The organism is Streptomyces sp. NPDC002619 (assembly GCF_042889305.1).
Taxonomy (GTDB): domain Bacteria; phylum Actinomycetota; class Actinomycetes; order Streptomycetales; family Streptomycetaceae; genus Streptomyces.
The window spans coordinates 122,570-138,516 of sequence record NZ_JBIAQV010000021.1 but is presented as its reverse complement, the minus strand read 5'-3'; the positions used below and the strand labels follow the sequence as shown (position 1 = coordinate 138,516).

The 15,947-nt window shown below is 69.6% G+C and carries 13 protein-coding genes; 8 read left to right on the top strand and 5 right to left on the bottom strand.

Going from position 1 to position 15,947, the window contains the following annotated elements:
* A partial coding sequence (locus tag ACFYXB_RS28400) for a response regulator transcription factor (RefSeq protein ID WP_389587129.1) occupies window positions 1-1,408 on the top strand: 1,408 nt, incomplete at its 5' end.
* A 152-nt stretch (window positions 1,409-1,560) separates the two neighbouring features.
* Here ACFYXB_RS28400 and ACFYXB_RS28395 read toward each other — a convergent pair.
* Complete coding sequence (locus tag ACFYXB_RS28395; protein ID WP_389587127.1) at window positions 1,561-2,529, bottom strand: helix-turn-helix domain-containing protein; 969 nt, start codon at window positions 2,527-2,529, stop codon at window positions 1,561-1,563.
* Between the two features lie 787 nt (window positions 2,530-3,316).
* Between ACFYXB_RS28395 and ACFYXB_RS28390 the strand changes: the two genes are divergently transcribed.
* Window positions 3,317-7,027, top strand: coding sequence for a S8 family serine peptidase (locus ACFYXB_RS28390; protein WP_389587126.1), 3,711 nt, complete (start codon window positions 3,317-3,319; stop codon window positions 7,025-7,027).
* A gap of 393 nt (window positions 7,028-7,420) precedes the next feature.
* On the opposite strand, the gene ACFYXB_RS28385 is transcribed toward ACFYXB_RS28390, so the two are convergent.
* Window positions 7,421-7,747 carry a hypothetical protein gene (locus ACFYXB_RS28385; RefSeq protein WP_389587124.1) on the bottom strand — a complete coding sequence of 109 codons (327 nt, stop codon included), beginning with the start codon at window positions 7,745-7,747 and terminating at the stop codon, window positions 7,421-7,423.
* 247 nt (window positions 7,748-7,994) lie between these two features.
* On the opposite strand from ACFYXB_RS28385, the gene ACFYXB_RS28380 reads away from it, so the two are divergent.
* From ACFYXB_RS28380 to ACFYXB_RS28370, 3 genes are all read left to right on the top strand, one after another.
* The gene (locus ACFYXB_RS28380; protein WP_351362236.1) at window positions 7,995-8,252 is read left to right on the top strand and encodes a hypothetical protein; all 258 of its coding nucleotides are present in this window, start codon (window positions 7,995-7,997) and stop codon (window positions 8,250-8,252) included.
* A 154-nt stretch (window positions 8,253-8,406) separates the two neighbouring features.
* Entirely contained in the window at window positions 8,407-9,324 is a 918-nt protein-coding gene (htpX, locus tag ACFYXB_RS28375; protein WP_389587122.1) for a zinc metalloprotease HtpX, read from the top strand.
* 2 nt (window positions 9,325-9,326) lie between these two features.
* Window positions 9,327-9,911 carry a hypothetical protein gene (locus tag ACFYXB_RS28370; RefSeq protein WP_351362230.1) on the top strand — a complete coding sequence of 195 codons (585 nt, stop codon included), beginning with the start codon at window positions 9,327-9,329 and terminating at the stop codon, window positions 9,909-9,911.
* Between the two features lie 19 nt (window positions 9,912-9,930).
* Here ACFYXB_RS28370 and ACFYXB_RS28365 read toward each other — a convergent pair whose 3' ends face one another.
* On the bottom strand, window positions 9,931-10,221 hold the full coding sequence (locus tag ACFYXB_RS28365; RefSeq protein ID WP_389587120.1) for a hypothetical protein: 291 nt from the start codon (window positions 10,219-10,221) through the stop codon (window positions 9,931-9,933).
* Window positions 10,222-10,424: 203 nt separating this feature from the next.
* Here ACFYXB_RS28365 and ACFYXB_RS28360 point away from each other — a divergent pair, with 203 nt between their 5' ends.
* Entirely contained in the window at window positions 10,425-12,062 is a 1,638-nt protein-coding gene (locus tag ACFYXB_RS28360; protein ID WP_389587118.1) for an alpha/beta fold hydrolase, read from the top strand.
* A 70-nt stretch (window positions 12,063-12,132) separates the two neighbouring features.
* Here the strand turns inward: ACFYXB_RS28360 and ACFYXB_RS28355 are convergent, their stop codons facing one another.
* Window positions 12,133-13,473 carry a DUF2252 domain-containing protein gene (locus ACFYXB_RS28355; RefSeq protein ID WP_389587116.1) on the bottom strand — a complete coding sequence of 447 codons (1,341 nt, stop codon included), beginning with the start codon at window positions 13,471-13,473 and terminating at the stop codon, window positions 12,133-12,135.
* 183 nt (window positions 13,474-13,656) lie between these two features.
* Between ACFYXB_RS28355 and ACFYXB_RS28350 the strand changes: the two genes are divergently transcribed.
* Window positions 13,657-14,844, top strand: coding sequence for a winged helix DNA-binding domain-containing protein (locus ACFYXB_RS28350; protein ID WP_389587114.1), 1,188 nt, complete (start codon window positions 13,657-13,659; stop codon window positions 14,842-14,844).
* Window positions 14,845-14,912: 68 nt separating this feature from the next.
* Here ACFYXB_RS28350 and ACFYXB_RS28345 read toward each other — a convergent pair whose 3' ends face one another.
* Complete coding sequence (locus tag ACFYXB_RS28345; protein WP_389587112.1) at window positions 14,913-15,227, bottom strand: hypothetical protein; 315 nt, start codon at window positions 15,225-15,227, stop codon at window positions 14,913-14,915.
* 251 nt (window positions 15,228-15,478) lie between these two features.
* On the opposite strand from ACFYXB_RS28345, the gene ACFYXB_RS28340 reads away from it, so the two are divergent.
* Window positions 15,479-15,847: an arsenate reductase family protein gene (locus ACFYXB_RS28340; RefSeq protein WP_389587110.1), complete on the top strand. Its 369-nt coding sequence runs from the start codon at window positions 15,479-15,481 to the stop codon at window positions 15,845-15,847.
* Window positions 15,848-15,947: the final 100 nt, after the last annotated feature.

Below are 15,947 nucleotides of genomic sequence, written 5' to 3'. Positions count from 1 at the left end.
CGACACCGGCAAGCCCACCAACAACTGGGATTCCTACGGGATCCTGTACGCGCTGCTGCACGTCAGCTTCTATGCCGCCCGGCCGGAGCCGTGGGAGCTTCTCCACACCGCAATGGCCCGGTTCGAACCGGAGGCGGTAACCCCGTTTCGGCTGTGCTACGACGCGTACGTCGATGCCACCCGCACCGCCGACACGGTCCGGGAGGGTCTCGCCGACGCCTTCGCGGCCCTGCCCGCCGACGCGGCACCCTGGCAGCTCAGGCCCCTGTTCGCCGCGGCCCAAGCGATAGACGCCCTGTCCGACTACCGCCACCTGGTCCGCAGCATGATCGAACGGGAACGCGACCGCGGCGCGATCGCCCTGGTCATTCCCGGGTTGCTGGCGCTCAGCAGCGACTCCTGGGTCCGCGGGCAGTGGGACGAGACCGAGAGCCTGGCGCGGGAGGGGCTGGACCTGGCGACGGTCTACGGCTATCACCTGTTTGAGGGCCAGTTTCGGTGCTACCTGGCACTCATCGCCGCCGCCCGCGGCAACGTGGACCTCGCCCAATCCCTGACCGACGAGATCACGACCTGGGCGGTGCCCCGTGGCATCAAAGTGACGCAGGCGTACGCCCCGCGGGCGCGCATGCTCGCGGCCCTCAGTCAGGGCGACTACGAGGCAGCCTACGTACAGGCGTCCCGGGTCAACCCACCCGGCACGCCCAGCCCCGGCATCCCCGGCCGCTGGATGGTCATGGACCTGGTTGAGGCGGCGGTCCGCACCGGTCGCATCGACCAGGCCCGCGCCCACGTCACCGCCGCTCAACAGGCGGGCATCCACCGCATCTCCCCCCGCACGGCGCTGATGACCGCCGGGGCTGCCGCCTTGGCCGCCGACGACGACGAAGCCGGCCCCCTGTTCGAGGCAGCCCTGTCCCTGCCCGAAGCCGCCAAGTGGCCATGGGAACACGCCCGCATCCAACTCGCCTACGGACAATGGCTACGCCGCACTCGCGACACCACCCGAGCACGCCTGCACCTGGGCGCCGCCCTCGAAACCTTCGACCGGCTCGGCGCCCAAACGATGGCGCAGCGGGCCCGCAACGAGCTACGTGCCACCGGCGTTGCCACCACCACCGGGCCCGACGCGCCGGCAGCCGCGTTGACCGTGCAGGAACGGCAGATCGCAGAGCTGGCGGCCATGGGCCTGACCAACAAGCAGATCGGCGAACGGCTGTTCCTGTCCCACCGCACGGTCGGCTCCCATCTGCACCGGCTGTATCCCAAGCTTGGTATCACCTCACGCGCCGCGCTCCGCGCCGCCCTGGAGCCGATGGCACCCGTCGAGGACGACCAGGCCGCACAGGCGGTATCCCTCACCGAAGACCAAGACAGCCGGCAATCCGGTCCTGCCACGCATGACTGAACCTTGCCGAATCGCATGACCGGTTGGTCAATGTACCCATCGTGCTGAAGTACCGGCGTTCCACCGATCACACTGAACCGCCCCGGCTCGAATGGAGACTCGGCGGCGACTGGAAACGGAGCCACAGCCACCGCGCCAGTCCCCGACCCTCCTCAGATCCACCCTCGCTTGGCGGCTTCGGTGCCCAGCTGGAAGCGGGTGTCGAGGCCGAGCTGGGACGCGATCGCGGCGATCCGGTGGGTCACGGTGCGCGCGCTCGTCCCCAGTTGCCGGGCGATCGCCTGGTCCTTATAGCCCGCTTGCAACATTCTCAACAGCAAGAGGTCATCCGTGCTCGGCTGGTCGGGGGTCTCCGGGGCCGTCGAGACGATGGGTTGTGCCCGCTGCCAGTAGACGTCGAACAGCTCGAGGATTGCATCGAGCAGACCCGACCGATGGACGACGGTGATTTTGTCGTACTGTCCTCCGATCAGTGCGAGCAGCGCGACATGACGGTCCATGATCCGCAGCCTGAACGGCAGGGTCGGCAGGAGCCGCGCCTGTTCGCCGAGTTGGGCGAGGCAGGTGATCAGCTCGAATCGGCCGGGCTGCTCCAGCTCCTCCGGGGTGTGGACGGCCCGTATGTCGACGCCGCGGCCCAGCAGGTCCCTCGTGAAGGTCTCCTCCAACTCGGTGCTGTACGGGCCCAGGTACGGGGGCCGGTCAAGAACCCAGAAGTGGGTGCACATCGATTGGGTCAGCTCGGCCACCCGTAGAGTGACCTCCGCCTCACCAGTGATCACCTCCACCAGCTCGGTCGGATCCCCCTGCAGCCGGTTGGCGCGGTACTCACTTGCCAGGTCATCGACCGCGTCCCACACCGCGGTGAACGCCGCCTCGGTATCGGCTCGGCGCCTGGCGAGCAGTGCGCTCAACGCGGTCCGCGGGCTGACCGGCTGGCACTGGCCGTGCCGTTCTCTTCGCAGCACGCCCAGTTCCACCAACCGGGCCACCGCGTGCCGTATCCGGCTGGGTGTAGTGCCCAGGTGTTCGGCGATCTCCCACGCTGTCCGGTCCGGCTTGGCCAGATAAGCGCGGTAGACCCGCTCGTCGAACTCGCTGATCCCAAGGGCACCGAGCACCGGACGTCCTCCTGGTCGGCACCGCCCGGCGGGCCTGTTGGCGCGATTCGCCAGCTGGCGATTTCAGACACGAGTCTGATCTGTACATCTCCCGGCCACAAGCCTTAACTCTGATCGTCCATGCCCACCGGCCGCGCGATCCCAGAACCCCCACGATCGGTCCACGGCGTCGGCCGTCCGATCCTCTGCCGATCCGTCACTTCACCCGACATGTCTGCCACGAGAACCGCGCCGCGCCCGCAATACAGGGAGTTGCACTTGCGCCCAGGAAGACGGTCCCCGCTGCCGTTGGTCGCGTCTGTGGTGAGCAACGGTGGGTTCGAGAGCGGAACCACACCGTCGACGACGACAGGGGTGAGATCGCCCACTTTGGCCCGCACTTCGCGTGGCTGGACGGGTAGGGCTTCCCGCACATCGACAACGCCACCAAGTCGGCGACCGTTCCGGCAGGCTGCAAGGCGTCGCTCAGCCTGTGGCTGCATATCGGCACCGCCGGGAGTGGCGGCATCGCCCACGTCACGATGACCGTCAAGGCAGTTGATCGGCCCGCCTCGGCCGAAAACCTACAACGGTGCCCCTTAGGCCGCCCTTTGACGTTTTTTGGCGTTCTATTCCCTCTTCATCAATGGAGTTCCCTTTGCCCACCCCATTCCCCCGCAGATCGAAGCTGATAGCTTTCGGGTCTGCCCTGGCGATCCTGACGGTCATCCCGCCGTCATTCGCCACCGCGTCGGCCACCACGCCCGGGGCGACGAACGCATCGGATGCCGCCGGAGCCCGTCCCGGCGTGCAACAGACCGTCACCCTGATCACCGGGGACAAGGTCACCGTCACCACCGCCGCCGACGGCACCGAGACCAAAGAGGTCAAGGGACCGCACGGTGAAGCCGTCGGGTTCCAGAGCAGCCAGCGCGGAAAAGACACCTACGTCTACCCCAACTCCACCCTGCCGTACGTCTCCGCCGGACTCCTCGACAAGAATCTGTTCAATGTCACGCAGCTCCTCGCCGACGGCTACGACGACGCGCACAGCAACCATCTCCCCCTGATCGTCAACTACACCGACAGCGCCGCCCGCGCCGGTGTCCGCGCCCCGGCGCTTCCCGCCGGAGCCGCGAAGATCCACACCCTCAGCAGCATCAAGGGCGCCGCGCTGACCGAGAGCCGCGACCACGCCGCCGACTTCTGGTCCGGGCTCACCAAGGGGACCAGCGCGCAGAGTTTCGCGCGTGCCACCGGCGGCGCCCAGCCCTCCTTCTCCGACGGCATCGCCAAGGTGTGGCTGGACGGGAAGGTCAAGGCCGACCTGGCCGACACCACCGCGCAGATCGGCGCCCCGGAGGTATGGGCGGGCGGCAACACCGCTAAGGGCGTCGACGTCGCCGTGCTGGACACCGGCGTGGACAACACCCACCCGGACCTGGCAGACCGCATCGCCGGCTCAGCCAGCTTCGTGCCCGACGAAGACGCTCTCCAGGACGTCGTGGGCCATGGCACGCACGTCGCCTCCATCATCGCCGGCACCGGCGCCGCCTCGGACGGCCAGGAGAAGGGCGTCGCCCCCGGCGCCTCGCTGCACATCGGCAAGGTACTCAAAACGAAGTGCGACGCCATTGGTTGCGATGGCGTGGGCCAGGTGTCGTGGATCCTTGCGGGCATGGAGTGGGCTGCCCGCGACCAGCACGCCAAGATCATCAATATGAGTCTCGGAGGCAGCTCGTCCGACGGCACCGACCCGTTGAGCCAGGCCGTCAACGATCTCAGCAAGGAGACCGGCGCGCTCTTCGTCGTCGCCGCGGGCAACGGCAGCGGAGCCCCGGGAACCGTCGCCTCGCCGGGCACCGCGGACGCCGCGCTCACCGTCGGCGCCGTGGACGGCTCCGACCAGCTCACCAACTTCTCCAGCCAGGGTCCGCGCGAGGGCGACTTCGGGATCAAGCCGGAGATCACCGCACCGGGATTCGACGTGCTTGCGGCAAATTCGTCCCAAGCCACCTGGACCAACAACACTGACCCCTACAGGGCGATGAGCGGCACCTCGATGGCCGCTCCGCACGTCGCGGGAGCCGCCGCGCTGCTGGCCGCAGCGCACCCGGATTGGACGGGCCAGCAGCTCAAGGATGCCCTGATCAACTCCGCCCAGGCCACCCCGCAGTACACCCCCTATGAGGCCGGTGCCGGCCGCGTGGACGTCGCGGCCGCTGTGCGGGACACGGTGTTCGCGACCGGCAGCGCCTACGCCGGCTACGACCTGTGGCCACATGAGCCCGGTAAGACGGTCGACAAGGAGGTGACCTACACCAACACCGCCGACACCCCGGTCACCCTCAACCTGGCGATCAACGTGATTGACGCGCCTGAGGGTCTGTTCACCCTGTCCGCCCCGCGGGTCACCGTGCCTGCCCACGGCACCAGCAAGGTCACCTACACGGCCAACCTGGACAAGGCCCCCCTGGACAGCCGCTTCAGCGGCATGATCGACGCCTCCGACGCCGACGGCAAGGTCCTCGCCCACACCCTCATCGGAGTGGGCAAGGAACCGAGGAGCTACAACCTCGCGATCACCGTCAAGGACCGCAGCGGAAAGCCGCTCCCCGGGATGCTCACCGTGGCGGGAAAGAACATCTGCAAGGCAGCGCTACCCTGCTCGGCGCCGGACTTCTCGCTCTACACGCTCGATTCGTCGGGCACGGGCACCATCCGGCTGCCGGTCGGCACGTACGCCGCGTGGTTCCAAGGCGACGTGCAGGGCACGCACGGCCCGCACTCCCTGGGCCTGGCGATGCTGAGCGCTCCCGAGATCGTCCTGGACCAGGATCGAGCGGTCACGCTGGACGCATCACAGGCACGGCAGGTCACGGCCGTCACTCCCCAGAAGACGGTCGACGCTGAGGCCCAGATGCAGGCCTACCGGTCCTTCGGCCCCGACGACAACGTGATGAGCATCGGGCCCGGGCTGGGAGACGGTGGGTACGGGTTCCTGCCCGAGCCCTATTACGACAGCTTGTGGGCGCTGCCCACCGGAGAGAAGGTCACTGAGGGTAAGTTCTCCTTCGGCGTGCGCTGGCGCAAGGAGGAGCCCAAGCTGACGGTGGACTCCGACACGCGGAGCTTCGACGACCTGCGGGTTCAGGTTGCCAAAACGCCTCTGCCCAAGGGCCGGATGAAGCTCGACACCGTCTTCGCCGGACAGGGCACCGAGGCCGACTACGCCGGACTGCGGGCCCAGGGCAAGGTCGCCGTGGTGCGGCAGCACGACGACGACCACTCGGTGGAGCAGCAGGCGGACGCGGCAGCGGCTGCCGGCGCACGGCTGCTGCTGGTCGTCAACGACGGGACGGGACGGCTGCAACCCTGGACCAACCCCGTGCTGGTGCCGGGCATCCTTCCGCCGGTCACGGTAGCCACGCTCACCCGTGACGAGGGCGAAGAACTGATCTCCGAGATCCAGCACGGTCCGACCCCGCTGACCGTGGGTTCCAACCCCACCACCGACTACCTGTACGACCTCTTCCATGTCTACGACGGCGCTGTGCCCGCTGACCTGACCTACCGGCCGGCGGTGAAGGACTTGGCCCGCGTCAACGTCTCCTTCCGCAACTACCAGCCGGACAGGGCGAACGAGTACCGCAAGGACATCTGGCACGGATGGGAAGTTTCCAGCCCTGTGGCACACGAGGCTCCGGCCCAGGGTGAGCGCATTGACTGGGTCTCCACAGAGGAGGACACCACGTGGGCGACCAAGGCCGAACTCCCCGGTGAAGTCCAGGAAAATTCCGCCCCGGTGCACTACAAGGCGGGCACGACCACCGATGAGCACTGGTTCGGCCCGATCGAGCGTCCCCGCGTCACTTTCCTGCCGACCCGGTTCAACAGCGAGATCTACGCGTCCATCCCGGGCTGGGGCGACTCCGGTACGGCACACATGGGCTCCGCCGCCGCCGCAGATAACCCCCAAGTCCTGGACAACGTGAAGCTCTACCAGGGCGACACGCTCCTGGCTGAGTCGGGCAGCGACTTTGTCGACCGTTTCGGACTCAGCCCCGAGCGCCTTCCCTACCGGCTCGTCTCGGAGAATTCCCGGGGCCTGTGGACGAACCCGTACTCCACCAGCACACGGACCGAGTGGGGGTTCACCTCGGCGGCCAATGAGCCCGGTACGCCCGCCGTGGCTCTGCCGTTGATCCAGCTCGACTACAACGTCGACACCGACACCGCGGGCAAGGCACGCCGGAACGCCGACCTCACGGTCACGCCCTCCCACGTTCCGCTCCCGGGAGTACCGAGCTCCAAGACGATCGGCGACGTCACCCTTGACGTCTCCTACGACGACGGCGCCACCTGGCACAAGGCGGAACTCAACCACATCGGTGACGGCTGGAAGACCACACTGCACGCCCCGGCCGACGCCACGTACGTCACCCTGCGTGCCTCCGCGCACGACGACCAGGGCAACAGCGTCACCCAGAGCATCACCCGCGCCTTCGGGCTGAAGTAACCACCCTCAACCCCGTCACCCGGGCGGGGCCGCCCACCGCGGCCCCGCCCGGGTGGACAGGCCTGGTTCCAGGCCGTCGTGGACTGGGCCGCGTTCCGGGGGCGAGGCCCTCGGCTACTGGCGCGGGGCCGTCTGTGGGCCGTCCCAGGGAGGCCAACGACGACCAATGACGATAGACAACGACGACGTCCGTGCTGGTCAGACCGACGGCGCCTTCGATCCGCCGAGGTGACTGACCCAGGTCATCACTTCTTCGACGTGTGAGATACGACGTCCGCTCGGACGTGGGATGTCCCGAGGGCCGCCACCTGCACAGTGCAGGTGGCGGCCCTCGGCCGTGTTTCGGCCATGTTCGGGACGGCCGTGCTTCGGCCGTGTTCGGGGACGGTGGCCTCAGCGCACCAGCACCACTACGACGCCGCCGCTGTTGAAGCCGTACCCGCCGTACCCTCCGTACCCGCCGTACCCGCCGTACCCGCCGAACCCGCCGTACCCTCCGTACCCGCCGTAGAAGCCGTTGCCGAAGAAGTTCCGGTTCCCGAAGCCGTAGCCGCAGTTGCCCCAGCTGTTGTAACAGCCTCGGTTGGTGGAGATCTGGGTCGAGACCTGGTTGGGGGTCGCGGCGGACGCCGCAGAAGCTGTGGCGATTGTGGCGCCACCTGCGAGCAGGACACCGACAGCGGAGACTGCGGCGAAACGCCTAGCACGTTGTGCCTTCATGGGGGATACCTTCCTTCCACCCTGTCGTGCGGTTTTCCTGCACGAGACGGATGGCCGCGACCTCAGAGCGAAAGTCGGGCGCGGTCCTTGGTCACCTATTGAGACTAGACCCGCCACGAGCAGTCAGCATCCTGAGGGCGACGGGGTGCGAAGCCGTGGCCCGTACAACCTTCCGCCCTTCCCAGAACTCCTACTGTCGGGAGATCATCCACCCTGGCTCTGTCCGACGAGAGAAGTGGCAACGGGGATGACGGAACAGGACGACTGGCAGCGCGAGTTCGACCACAGGTGGGCGAGCTCGGCCGAGCACAAGGAGCCCTCCGCGCGGGCCCGGATGCTCGCCGCCCGCTGGAAGGAGAACCCCCCGGACCCGACCCCGTTCCGCGCCGACCCGGACCCCGTGACGTCCCGCCGCTCGCCTTGGACATCGACGGCGATCGTGCTCGGCTGCGTGGCCGCGGTGATCGTCCTGCTGGGATACGCGCAGCTGCACGGGCCGTATTAGAGGGGACCGTACGGGTTCGCCGGAGCCCAGCGTGCGCGTGCGGTGGCTCACAGGGACCTTTTGCTGCTCCTAGGGCCGTTCGCGACCTGTTCATGGGAGTCCGTAGGTGCACACTGGATGGCGGGACGAGTGCATGACTGCGGGGTGATGGCAGATGCAGAGCCGCTTCCGGAGCGATCGGCGGTTGACCGCGCGCATGGGGATCACGCTGTTCCTGCTCGGGTTGCTGTACGTGGCGTTCGTGGCCGCGTTGATCGTGTTGCTGAAGTCTTGGGTGCTGGTCGTGGTGCTCGCGGCGGGGCTGCTCGTCGCGCAGTACTGGTTCTCCGACCGGGTCGCGCTGTACGCGATGCACGGCCGGACCGTGGAGCGGGAGGAGTATCCCGACCTGCACGGGGTGGTCGACCGGCTGTGCGCCCAGGCCGACATGCCCAAGCCGGTGGTCGCCGTCTCCGACATCGACATGCCGAACGCGTTCGCGACCGGCCGGAACCCCAATCACGCGGTGATCTGCGTGACCAACGGTCTGCTACGACGCCTGGAGCCGGCCGAGCTGGAGGGCGTGCTCGCGCACGAGCTGTCGCACGTCGCGCACAAGGACGTCGCGGTGATCACGGTCGCGTCGTTCCTCGGGGTGCTCGCGGGTCTGATGGTGCGGTTCGCCTTCTACTCGCAGCTCTTCCGCGGGCGCAAGGACCAGAACACGCTGATGGTGTTCGCCGGAATCATGGGCATCTCGGCGGCCGTCTACGCGCTCAGCTTCCTGCTGATCCGGGCGCTGTCCCGGTACCGCGAGCTGGCCGCCGACCGCGCCGCCGCGCTGCTGACCGGCCGCCCCTCAGCGCTGGCCTCCGCGCTGACCAAGGTCTCCGGGGACATCGCGAGGATCCCGACGAAGGACCTGCGTACGGCCCAGGCCTTCAACGCCTTCTACTTCACTCCGGCGCTGGGTGCCGAGCCCGGACTGTCCCGGTACTTCTCGACCCACCCCAGCCTTGAGCAGCGGCTGGAGCAGCTGGGCCGGATCTCCGCAGAGCTGGGTGAGGCGGCGACGCCGGGGAGGGCGGGCTGAGCATGGGCCTGATGGACATCCTCCTGGGCCGTACGAAGCCCGTCGCACCCGACCTCGACCAGCTCTTCGCGCTGCCCTCGGCGGCCGTGACCCTCGAGGCCGCGGCCGGGTTCACGCCGACCGGGGGCGGCGCGGTGTGTTTCGCGACCGTCGAGGGCGCGGCCTTCGAGCAGACGCACCGGGAGGTCCAGGCCCTGCTCGACGCGGATGCGGAGCGCAGTGGTCCGCCGGTGGAGCTGCGGCAGGACGCCTACGGCTACTCCTGGCTTGTGTCGCGGCGCACCCCGGACCAGTTGCCGCAGCTGGTCAACGATCTGCACGCGGTGAACAGTTCGATGGAGGCCAACGGCTTCGGCCCGCAGCTGCTGTGCTCCCTGGCCGGGTTCGAGGACGACGGCGGCCGGCGGCTCGCGCTCGTCTACCTCTACAAGCGGGGCACCTTCTACCCCTTCGCGCCGCTGCCCGGCGAGGCGCAACGGCGCGACAACGCTTTGGAGTTGCAGGTGAAGGCGACCCTCGCGAACGACCTGCGGATCGAGCAGGACCTGAGCCGGTGGTTCCCGGTGTGGGGAGCCCCCGGCCTGTGACCGAAGGCTCCCCGGGACCTCACTTGCCCCGCTCCTGGCGCCGGGTCTCGAACGGGCGCTCGCGGCGGTAGCGGCGCTCCCACTTGGCCTGGCGGTCACGGCGCTCGCGGTACGCCTGGTAGGTGTTGGGCGCGCCGGCTCCCCCACCGGGCGAGGACGCCGAGGTCGATGAAGAGGACGAGGACGAGGACGACCCCCGCCCGTACTGCAGGTACAGGAAGAGCACGGCGACGGCGGCGAGCCACCAGCCGTGGTTTCCGAATCCCAGGATCACCAGGACGACGGTCCCGGATATGACGATGGTGCCCATCACGGGCCTCCGTGTGCGTGGGTGGTTGAGCGGTGTCGAGACTAGCCCCGACTCCGCAGGGTGCTGCCGCTCCTGCGGAAAGCGGAGGTGAGCGGCTCCGCAACGCGTGTCCAGCGTAGGGAGCCGGTCACGCGCCGTGCATCTCCTTTTTGCGCTGGCTGTGACTGCCGTAACGGGTGTGACCGATGTGAGTGAATGGGCCGATGACCGAGCCCTCGAAGCGCATCGATTTCACCTACAGGTACGACGGCGAGGCACTCAGCGGTGTCCACGACGGCAGCCCCGGCCGGGCCGCCGTGGTCCTCCTGCACGGTGCCGGAAACGGCAGCAAGGAGCGACTGCTGCCGCTGCTCGACGAGTTCACCGCCCGCGGCTGCCAAGTCCTCGCCTTCGACTTCTCCGGCCACGGCGAAAGCACAGGCGAGCTGAGTGAGTTGAGCCTGCGGCGGCGCTACGAGCAGGCGGTGGAGGTGATGGACGCGTACGTGCCGCGGAACGAACCCCTGATCCTGGTCGGCTTCAGCATGAGCGGCCAGACGGCAGCCGACCTGGCCGGACACTACGGCGCCCGGGTCGCGGCCCTCGGCCTGTGCGCACCCGCGGTGTACGCACCGGAGGCCTGGGACCTACCGTTCGGCACCGGCGAGGCCCGATTCAGCGAAGTCATCCGCACCCCGGAAAGCTGGCGCCGGTCCCCCGCGTTCGACGTACTGCGGTCATACACGGGCCGAGCGGTGCTGGCGGTCCCGGGCACGGACACGGTGATCCCACCGGAGGTGACGGAGGCGATCCAGGAGTCCCTGACCGCCAGATCCCAGTACACCCGCTTCGAACTCCCCGACGCCGACCACATGTTGGGCCTGTGGTTCCGCGATCATCCGGGGGACTGCGGGGAGTTCGCGGAAGCGTTGCTCACGGGTCTGGGTGACGGCGGCTGGGCGGCAACGCGCGGCTGGGTGGCCAAGCAGCTGCCGGAGGGCCGTACGGTCGTCGACAGCCGTTTCCTGTCGGGCGGTTGGAGTTCCCAGATGCGCGGACTCACGCTCGACGACGGCACCGACCTTGTCCTGCGCACCTTCGTGAAGCCCTTCTTCCGCCATCACGCCCCGGGCCTGCTGACCCGCGAGGCCGACGTTCTCGGGCTGCTGGCCACGCACGAGGACGTCCCGGCCCCCGTGCCGGTCGCGGTGGACGCCACGGCCGAACACTGCGACCACCCCAGCCTGTTGATGTCCCAGCTGCCGGGCCGGGTCCGGGTGGACGACGACGATCTGGAGCACCGGCTCGACCTGCTGGCGGCCCAGCTCGTCCGCATCCACGAGGTCGTCCCCGACGAGCGTCCGCGCGCGTATCAGGCGTGGACCTCGGCGGACCGGGTGCGTGTCCCGCCCGGCGGGCTCTGGGAGCGGGCGGTGGACGTCCTGCGCCGCGACACACCGCCGTACGAGGGCTGCTTCCTGCACCGGGACTTCCACCCCGGGAACGTGCTGTTCGCGGGCGTGGGCGACGCGCTGCGGGTGACCGGGGTGGTGGACTGGGTGGAGACCTCGTGGGGTCCCGCCGACCTCGACGTCGCCCACTGCTCGACCGCACTCGCGCTGCTGCACGGCCCGGAGCACGGGCTGGGCTTCCGTGCCCGTTACGAGGCGGCGGGCGGCCGGGCGCAGGCCGCCGCACCGGACCACCTCTACTGGCGCCTCCTGGATGCCCTCGCCTACTCCCCGGACGCGGCCAAACTCGCCTCGCCCTGGCGCGAACTGGGCCGCACCGACCTCACGTCGGAGGTGCTGGCCGGGCGGCTTGAGGCGTATGTGGGCGGGCTGATGGAGTGGTACGGCTGACGTGCGCAGGTGAGCCGCGCGGCTGAGGCGGCCCGGTGAGTCGTGGCGCCGGAGTTGGGCGGACGCCCGGTCACGCGCCCGGGGCCGCCTCCACCACTCCTGCCGCGACCGCTGCGCCGAGGGAGGCGTGGTCGGTGTGGGTCTGGTCGGCGTAGCTTCTGGCGAAGTCGGCGATCGCTCGGTCGAAGGTGTCCGCCGTGCCCAGGTAGGACGCGATGGCGATGCGGTCGCCGGAGCGGGCGTGGGCGCGGGCCAGGGCCGTGCCGCACAGGCGGGCGTAGGCGAGCAGGCCGGCCGGGTTCATTCCGGCGACGTCGGCCGAGCCCTTCATGTCGCGCAGTTGGCGCCAGTAGAAGGCGCGGCCCTGCGGGCCGGTCATCCAGCCCAGGAAGATGTCGCCGGCGGCCTGGAGCAGACGCTGGCCCGCGACGACGCGGTGTCCGGGGTGGACGTACGGCCCGGTGGGCAGGTGCTCCTCCAGTACGGACTTGCGGGCCTCCTTGATCTGCAGGAACAGCGGGTCGTCGGTGTCGCGCCCGGCGAGCAGCACGATGAAGCACCGGGTGCCGACGCTGCCGACGCCGGCGACCTTGCGGGCCGCGTCCACGAAGCGGTAGCGGTCCAGCAGGAGGCGGCGCTCCTCGGAGAGGGTGGAGCGGTAGTCGCTGAAGATCTTCCGCAGGGAGGCCTCGTCGGAGGCTCCGGCGGGTTCGAGGAGCGGTGGGTCGTGGATGATGCGCCGACGGCCGTCGACCGTCTCCGTCAGTCTGCCGACGGCCTGGAGGTTGGTGCGGCGGCGGGCGCGGGTGAGGCTGGACGACAGGCGCCGGCGCTGCCGGGCGCAGCGCAGGAGCGGTACCAGGCTGTCGGCGTCGATGCGCTCGTACCAGACGGCCAGTTCGCCGAGCCGGGCCAGCCGCCGCATGCCGGTGCGGTAGGCGGCGACGGCGGCCAGGACCGCCCGCTGGACCTTGGCCTCGCCGTGCCCGTGCTCGCGCCCGGCGACGGCGATGGAGGCGGCGAGCCGTTTGACGTCCCACTCGAACGGGCCGGGGAAGGTCTCGTCGAAGTCGTTGAGGTCGAAGAGCAGGGACCGCTCCGGCGAGGCGTACACGCCGAAGTTGAGCAGATGGGCGTCGCCGCACAGCTGCACGGTGAGCCCGGTGTGCGGCTGGCCGGCGAGGTCGGCGGCCATGACGGCGGCCGCGCCGTTCAGGAAGGCGAACGGCGAGCCGGCCATCCTGCCGTACCGGATGGGCAGCAGTTCCGGGAGCCGGTCGCGACACTGTCGATCCAGTACGGCGACGGGATCGCGCCGGTCGACGGGCGGGAGCCAGAGGGCGTGCGCGGAGCGGGAGACGCGTTTGCGGGCAGCCTTGCCGCGGCCCACACGGTCGGCGGGGCTGTTCATACGGCGCGCCTTCCTCTGGTCTGGTCACCTCCTGATCGCAGTGAAAGCCCGACCGCGGGCGCCCGCACTCCGGGGATGGATGTTCGGGTGACGAGCGGACGGCCCGGGGCGGGGGCCGATTGTCAGTGGCATCGGCGAGGATGCGAGCCAAGGGACACCGGCCGGAAGGTGGCGGAGGCAGACATGAGCGGTGGCGGGCGGCGGCACATCGACGCGGCGGAGCGGCGGGCCCGGCTCGCCGTACGGCACCGACTGGCCGGTACGGCACGGGCGGCGGCTCCCGAGGAGGTCGCCGCGGCGCTGGTCGCGCTGCACGGCTCGGACCCGGCGACGGTGCACCTCGCGGTGGGCGCGCGGCTGGCGGAGCCGGTCAAGGCGGTGCCGGAGACCGAGCGGGCCCTGTACGAGGACCGCACGCTGGTGCGGATGCACGGCATGCGGCACACGGTGTTCGTGTTCCCGGCCGCGCTCACGGCCGTGGTCCACGCGTCGACGGGCCTCACGGTCGCCGCTCGCGAACGGGCCGCACTCTTCAAGGCCATGGCGAAGGCGGGTGCCCCGGACGCGGCCTGGCTGGCGGAGGTCGAAACGTCGACGCTGGCCGCCCTGGCCCGGCGCGGGCAGGCGACGGCGACGGAGTTGGCGGCCGACGAACCGCGCCTGCGCGAGCAGTTCGTGTACGCGGCCGGGAAGAGCTACGAGGGCATCCACACCGTCTCGACGCGCCTGCTGAAGGTGCTGGGCGTCGAGGGCAAGGTGGTCCGGGGGCGGCCCCTGGGCTCATGGACGTCGAGCCAGTTCCGCTGGGCGGTGGCGCCGGAGCACCCCGAGCTGGACGAGGCGGAGGCACAGGCCGAGTTGCTGCGCCACTGGCTCAGGGCGTGCGGCCCGGCGACGGAGGCCGACCTCAAGTGGTGGACGGGGTGGCGGGTCACGGAGGTCCGCCGGGCACTGACGGCGATCGGCGCGGAGCCGGTGTCGCTGGACGAGGGCACGACGGGATACGTGACGCGGGAGGACACCGAGCCGGTCGCGGCCCCGGGGGAACCCTGGGCGGCCTTCCTCCCCGCCCTGGACCCGACGGCGATGGCCTGGCAGCACCGAGACTGGTATCTCGCACCGGAACTACGGCCCCAACTCTTCGACCGCAGCGGCAACGTGGGGCCGACGGTGTGGTGGAACGGCCGGGTGGTCGGCGGGTGGGCGCAACGCGCGGACGGGGAGCTCGCGTGGCGGGTGCTGGACCCGGGCGTGGGGCGCGCGGCGGAGACTGCGATCGCGGAAGCGGCGGAACGGGTGCGGGGCGTGGTGGCCGAGGCCCGGGTGACACCTCGTTTCCGGACGCCGCTGGAGAAGGAGTTGTCGGCCTGAAGGAGCGACCTCTCTGTCGAGAGAACGCCGGGCGCCCCCAAGAAACAATGGGCACCCGGCGCCACGGCTCACCTCGAGTAGCGCATCAGCGCCCGCACCATGTGGCACGTGGTGTCCGACGGCGGATGCACACCGATCCGCGCGGCCGTGCTGCGGATCGTCTCGTTGCGGGCCTGGTTCGGGACGTACACGCCGGAGTCGAGCAAGGCTATGGCCAGACGCATGGCCTTGAGACGGCGGTTGTGCGTGACGTACCACTCGCGCGGGCGCCCCGGCGGCAGCTGACGCTTCGCCACGGGCGCGTACGGCAGATCGAGCTGGACGGGTCGCTTCGCGGTGGACTGGGTGGGCAGCGGCTTCGGCTTCAAGGCGGCAGCGGGCACGGGCATCCTCCTGTCGCGGTCAGGACGCCGTACGGAACTCCCGGCGACGCCCTCGAACACTGCTTCCAGTCTACTGCCGGGCACTGACATCCGGGGAGCCGAAAATTCCGCCAAAATCCCTGGTCAGCAAGGAAGTTGTGACCGTGTCACGGCAGGGCAGCGAGATACTCGTGAGGCGATGAGAATTCGAACAGGATACTCCTGGACCGACGAGACAGGCCTTGCCCGCCGCCCACGGTTACCGTGGCTCCATGGAAATCTGGATCAACCCCGCCTGTTCCAAGTGCCGCAGCGCTGTCAGTCTCCTCGACGCCGAGGGGGCCGAGTACACCGTCCGCCGGTATCTGGAGGACGTGCCGAGCGTGGACGAGATCAAGGGTGTGCTCGAGGGGCTCGGGCTTGAGCCGTGGGACATCACGCGTACCCAGGAAGCGGTGGCGAAGGAACTGGGGCTCAAGGAGTGGCCGCGGGACGAGGACTCCCGGGAGCGGTGGATCGACGCTCTCGTCGCGCACCCCAAGCTCATCCAGCGGCCCATCATCACCGCGGACGACGGCACGGCGGTCGTGGCTCGTACGGATGAGGCCGTGCGGGACGCTCTCTCGCGCACCCAGGACTGACAGCACCTCAATTCCACTGTGACGCAGGTTACTTCTGCGACTCGTGCAACCGCTGAGTAACCTCGTTCGGCATCTCGTACATAGCGGCGTACGCTCCCCT

Coding starts and splice junctions, on each gene's coding strand:
- ACFYXB_RS28385 (WP_389587124.1), bottom strand. CDS start 7,747: ATGAAGGCACAACGTGCTAGGCGTTTCGCCGCAGTCTCCGCTGTCGGT.
- ACFYXB_RS28380 (WP_351362236.1), top strand. CDS start 7,995: ATGACGGAACAGGACGACTGGCAGCGCGAGTTCGACCACAGGTGGGCG.
- htpX (WP_389587122.1), top strand. CDS start 8,407: ATGCAGAGCCGCTTCCGGAGCGATCGGCGGTTGACCGCGCGCATGGGG.
- ACFYXB_RS28370 (WP_351362230.1), top strand. CDS start 9,327: ATGGGCCTGATGGACATCCTCCTGGGCCGTACGAAGCCCGTCGCACCC.
- ACFYXB_RS28365 (WP_389587120.1), bottom strand. CDS start 10,221: ATGGGCACCATCGTCATATCCGGGACCGTCGTCCTGGTGATCCTGGGA.
- ACFYXB_RS28360 (WP_389587118.1), top strand. CDS start 10,425: ATGACCGAGCCCTCGAAGCGCATCGATTTCACCTACAGGTACGACGGC.
- ACFYXB_RS28355 (WP_389587116.1), bottom strand. CDS start 13,473: ATGAACAGCCCCGCCGACCGTGTGGGCCGCGGCAAGGCTGCCCGCAAA.
- ACFYXB_RS28350 (WP_389587114.1), top strand. CDS start 13,657: ATGAGCGGTGGCGGGCGGCGGCACATCGACGCGGCGGAGCGGCGGGCC.
- ACFYXB_RS28340 (WP_389587110.1), top strand. CDS start 15,479: ATGGAAATCTGGATCAACCCCGCCTGTTCCAAGTGCCGCAGCGCTGTC.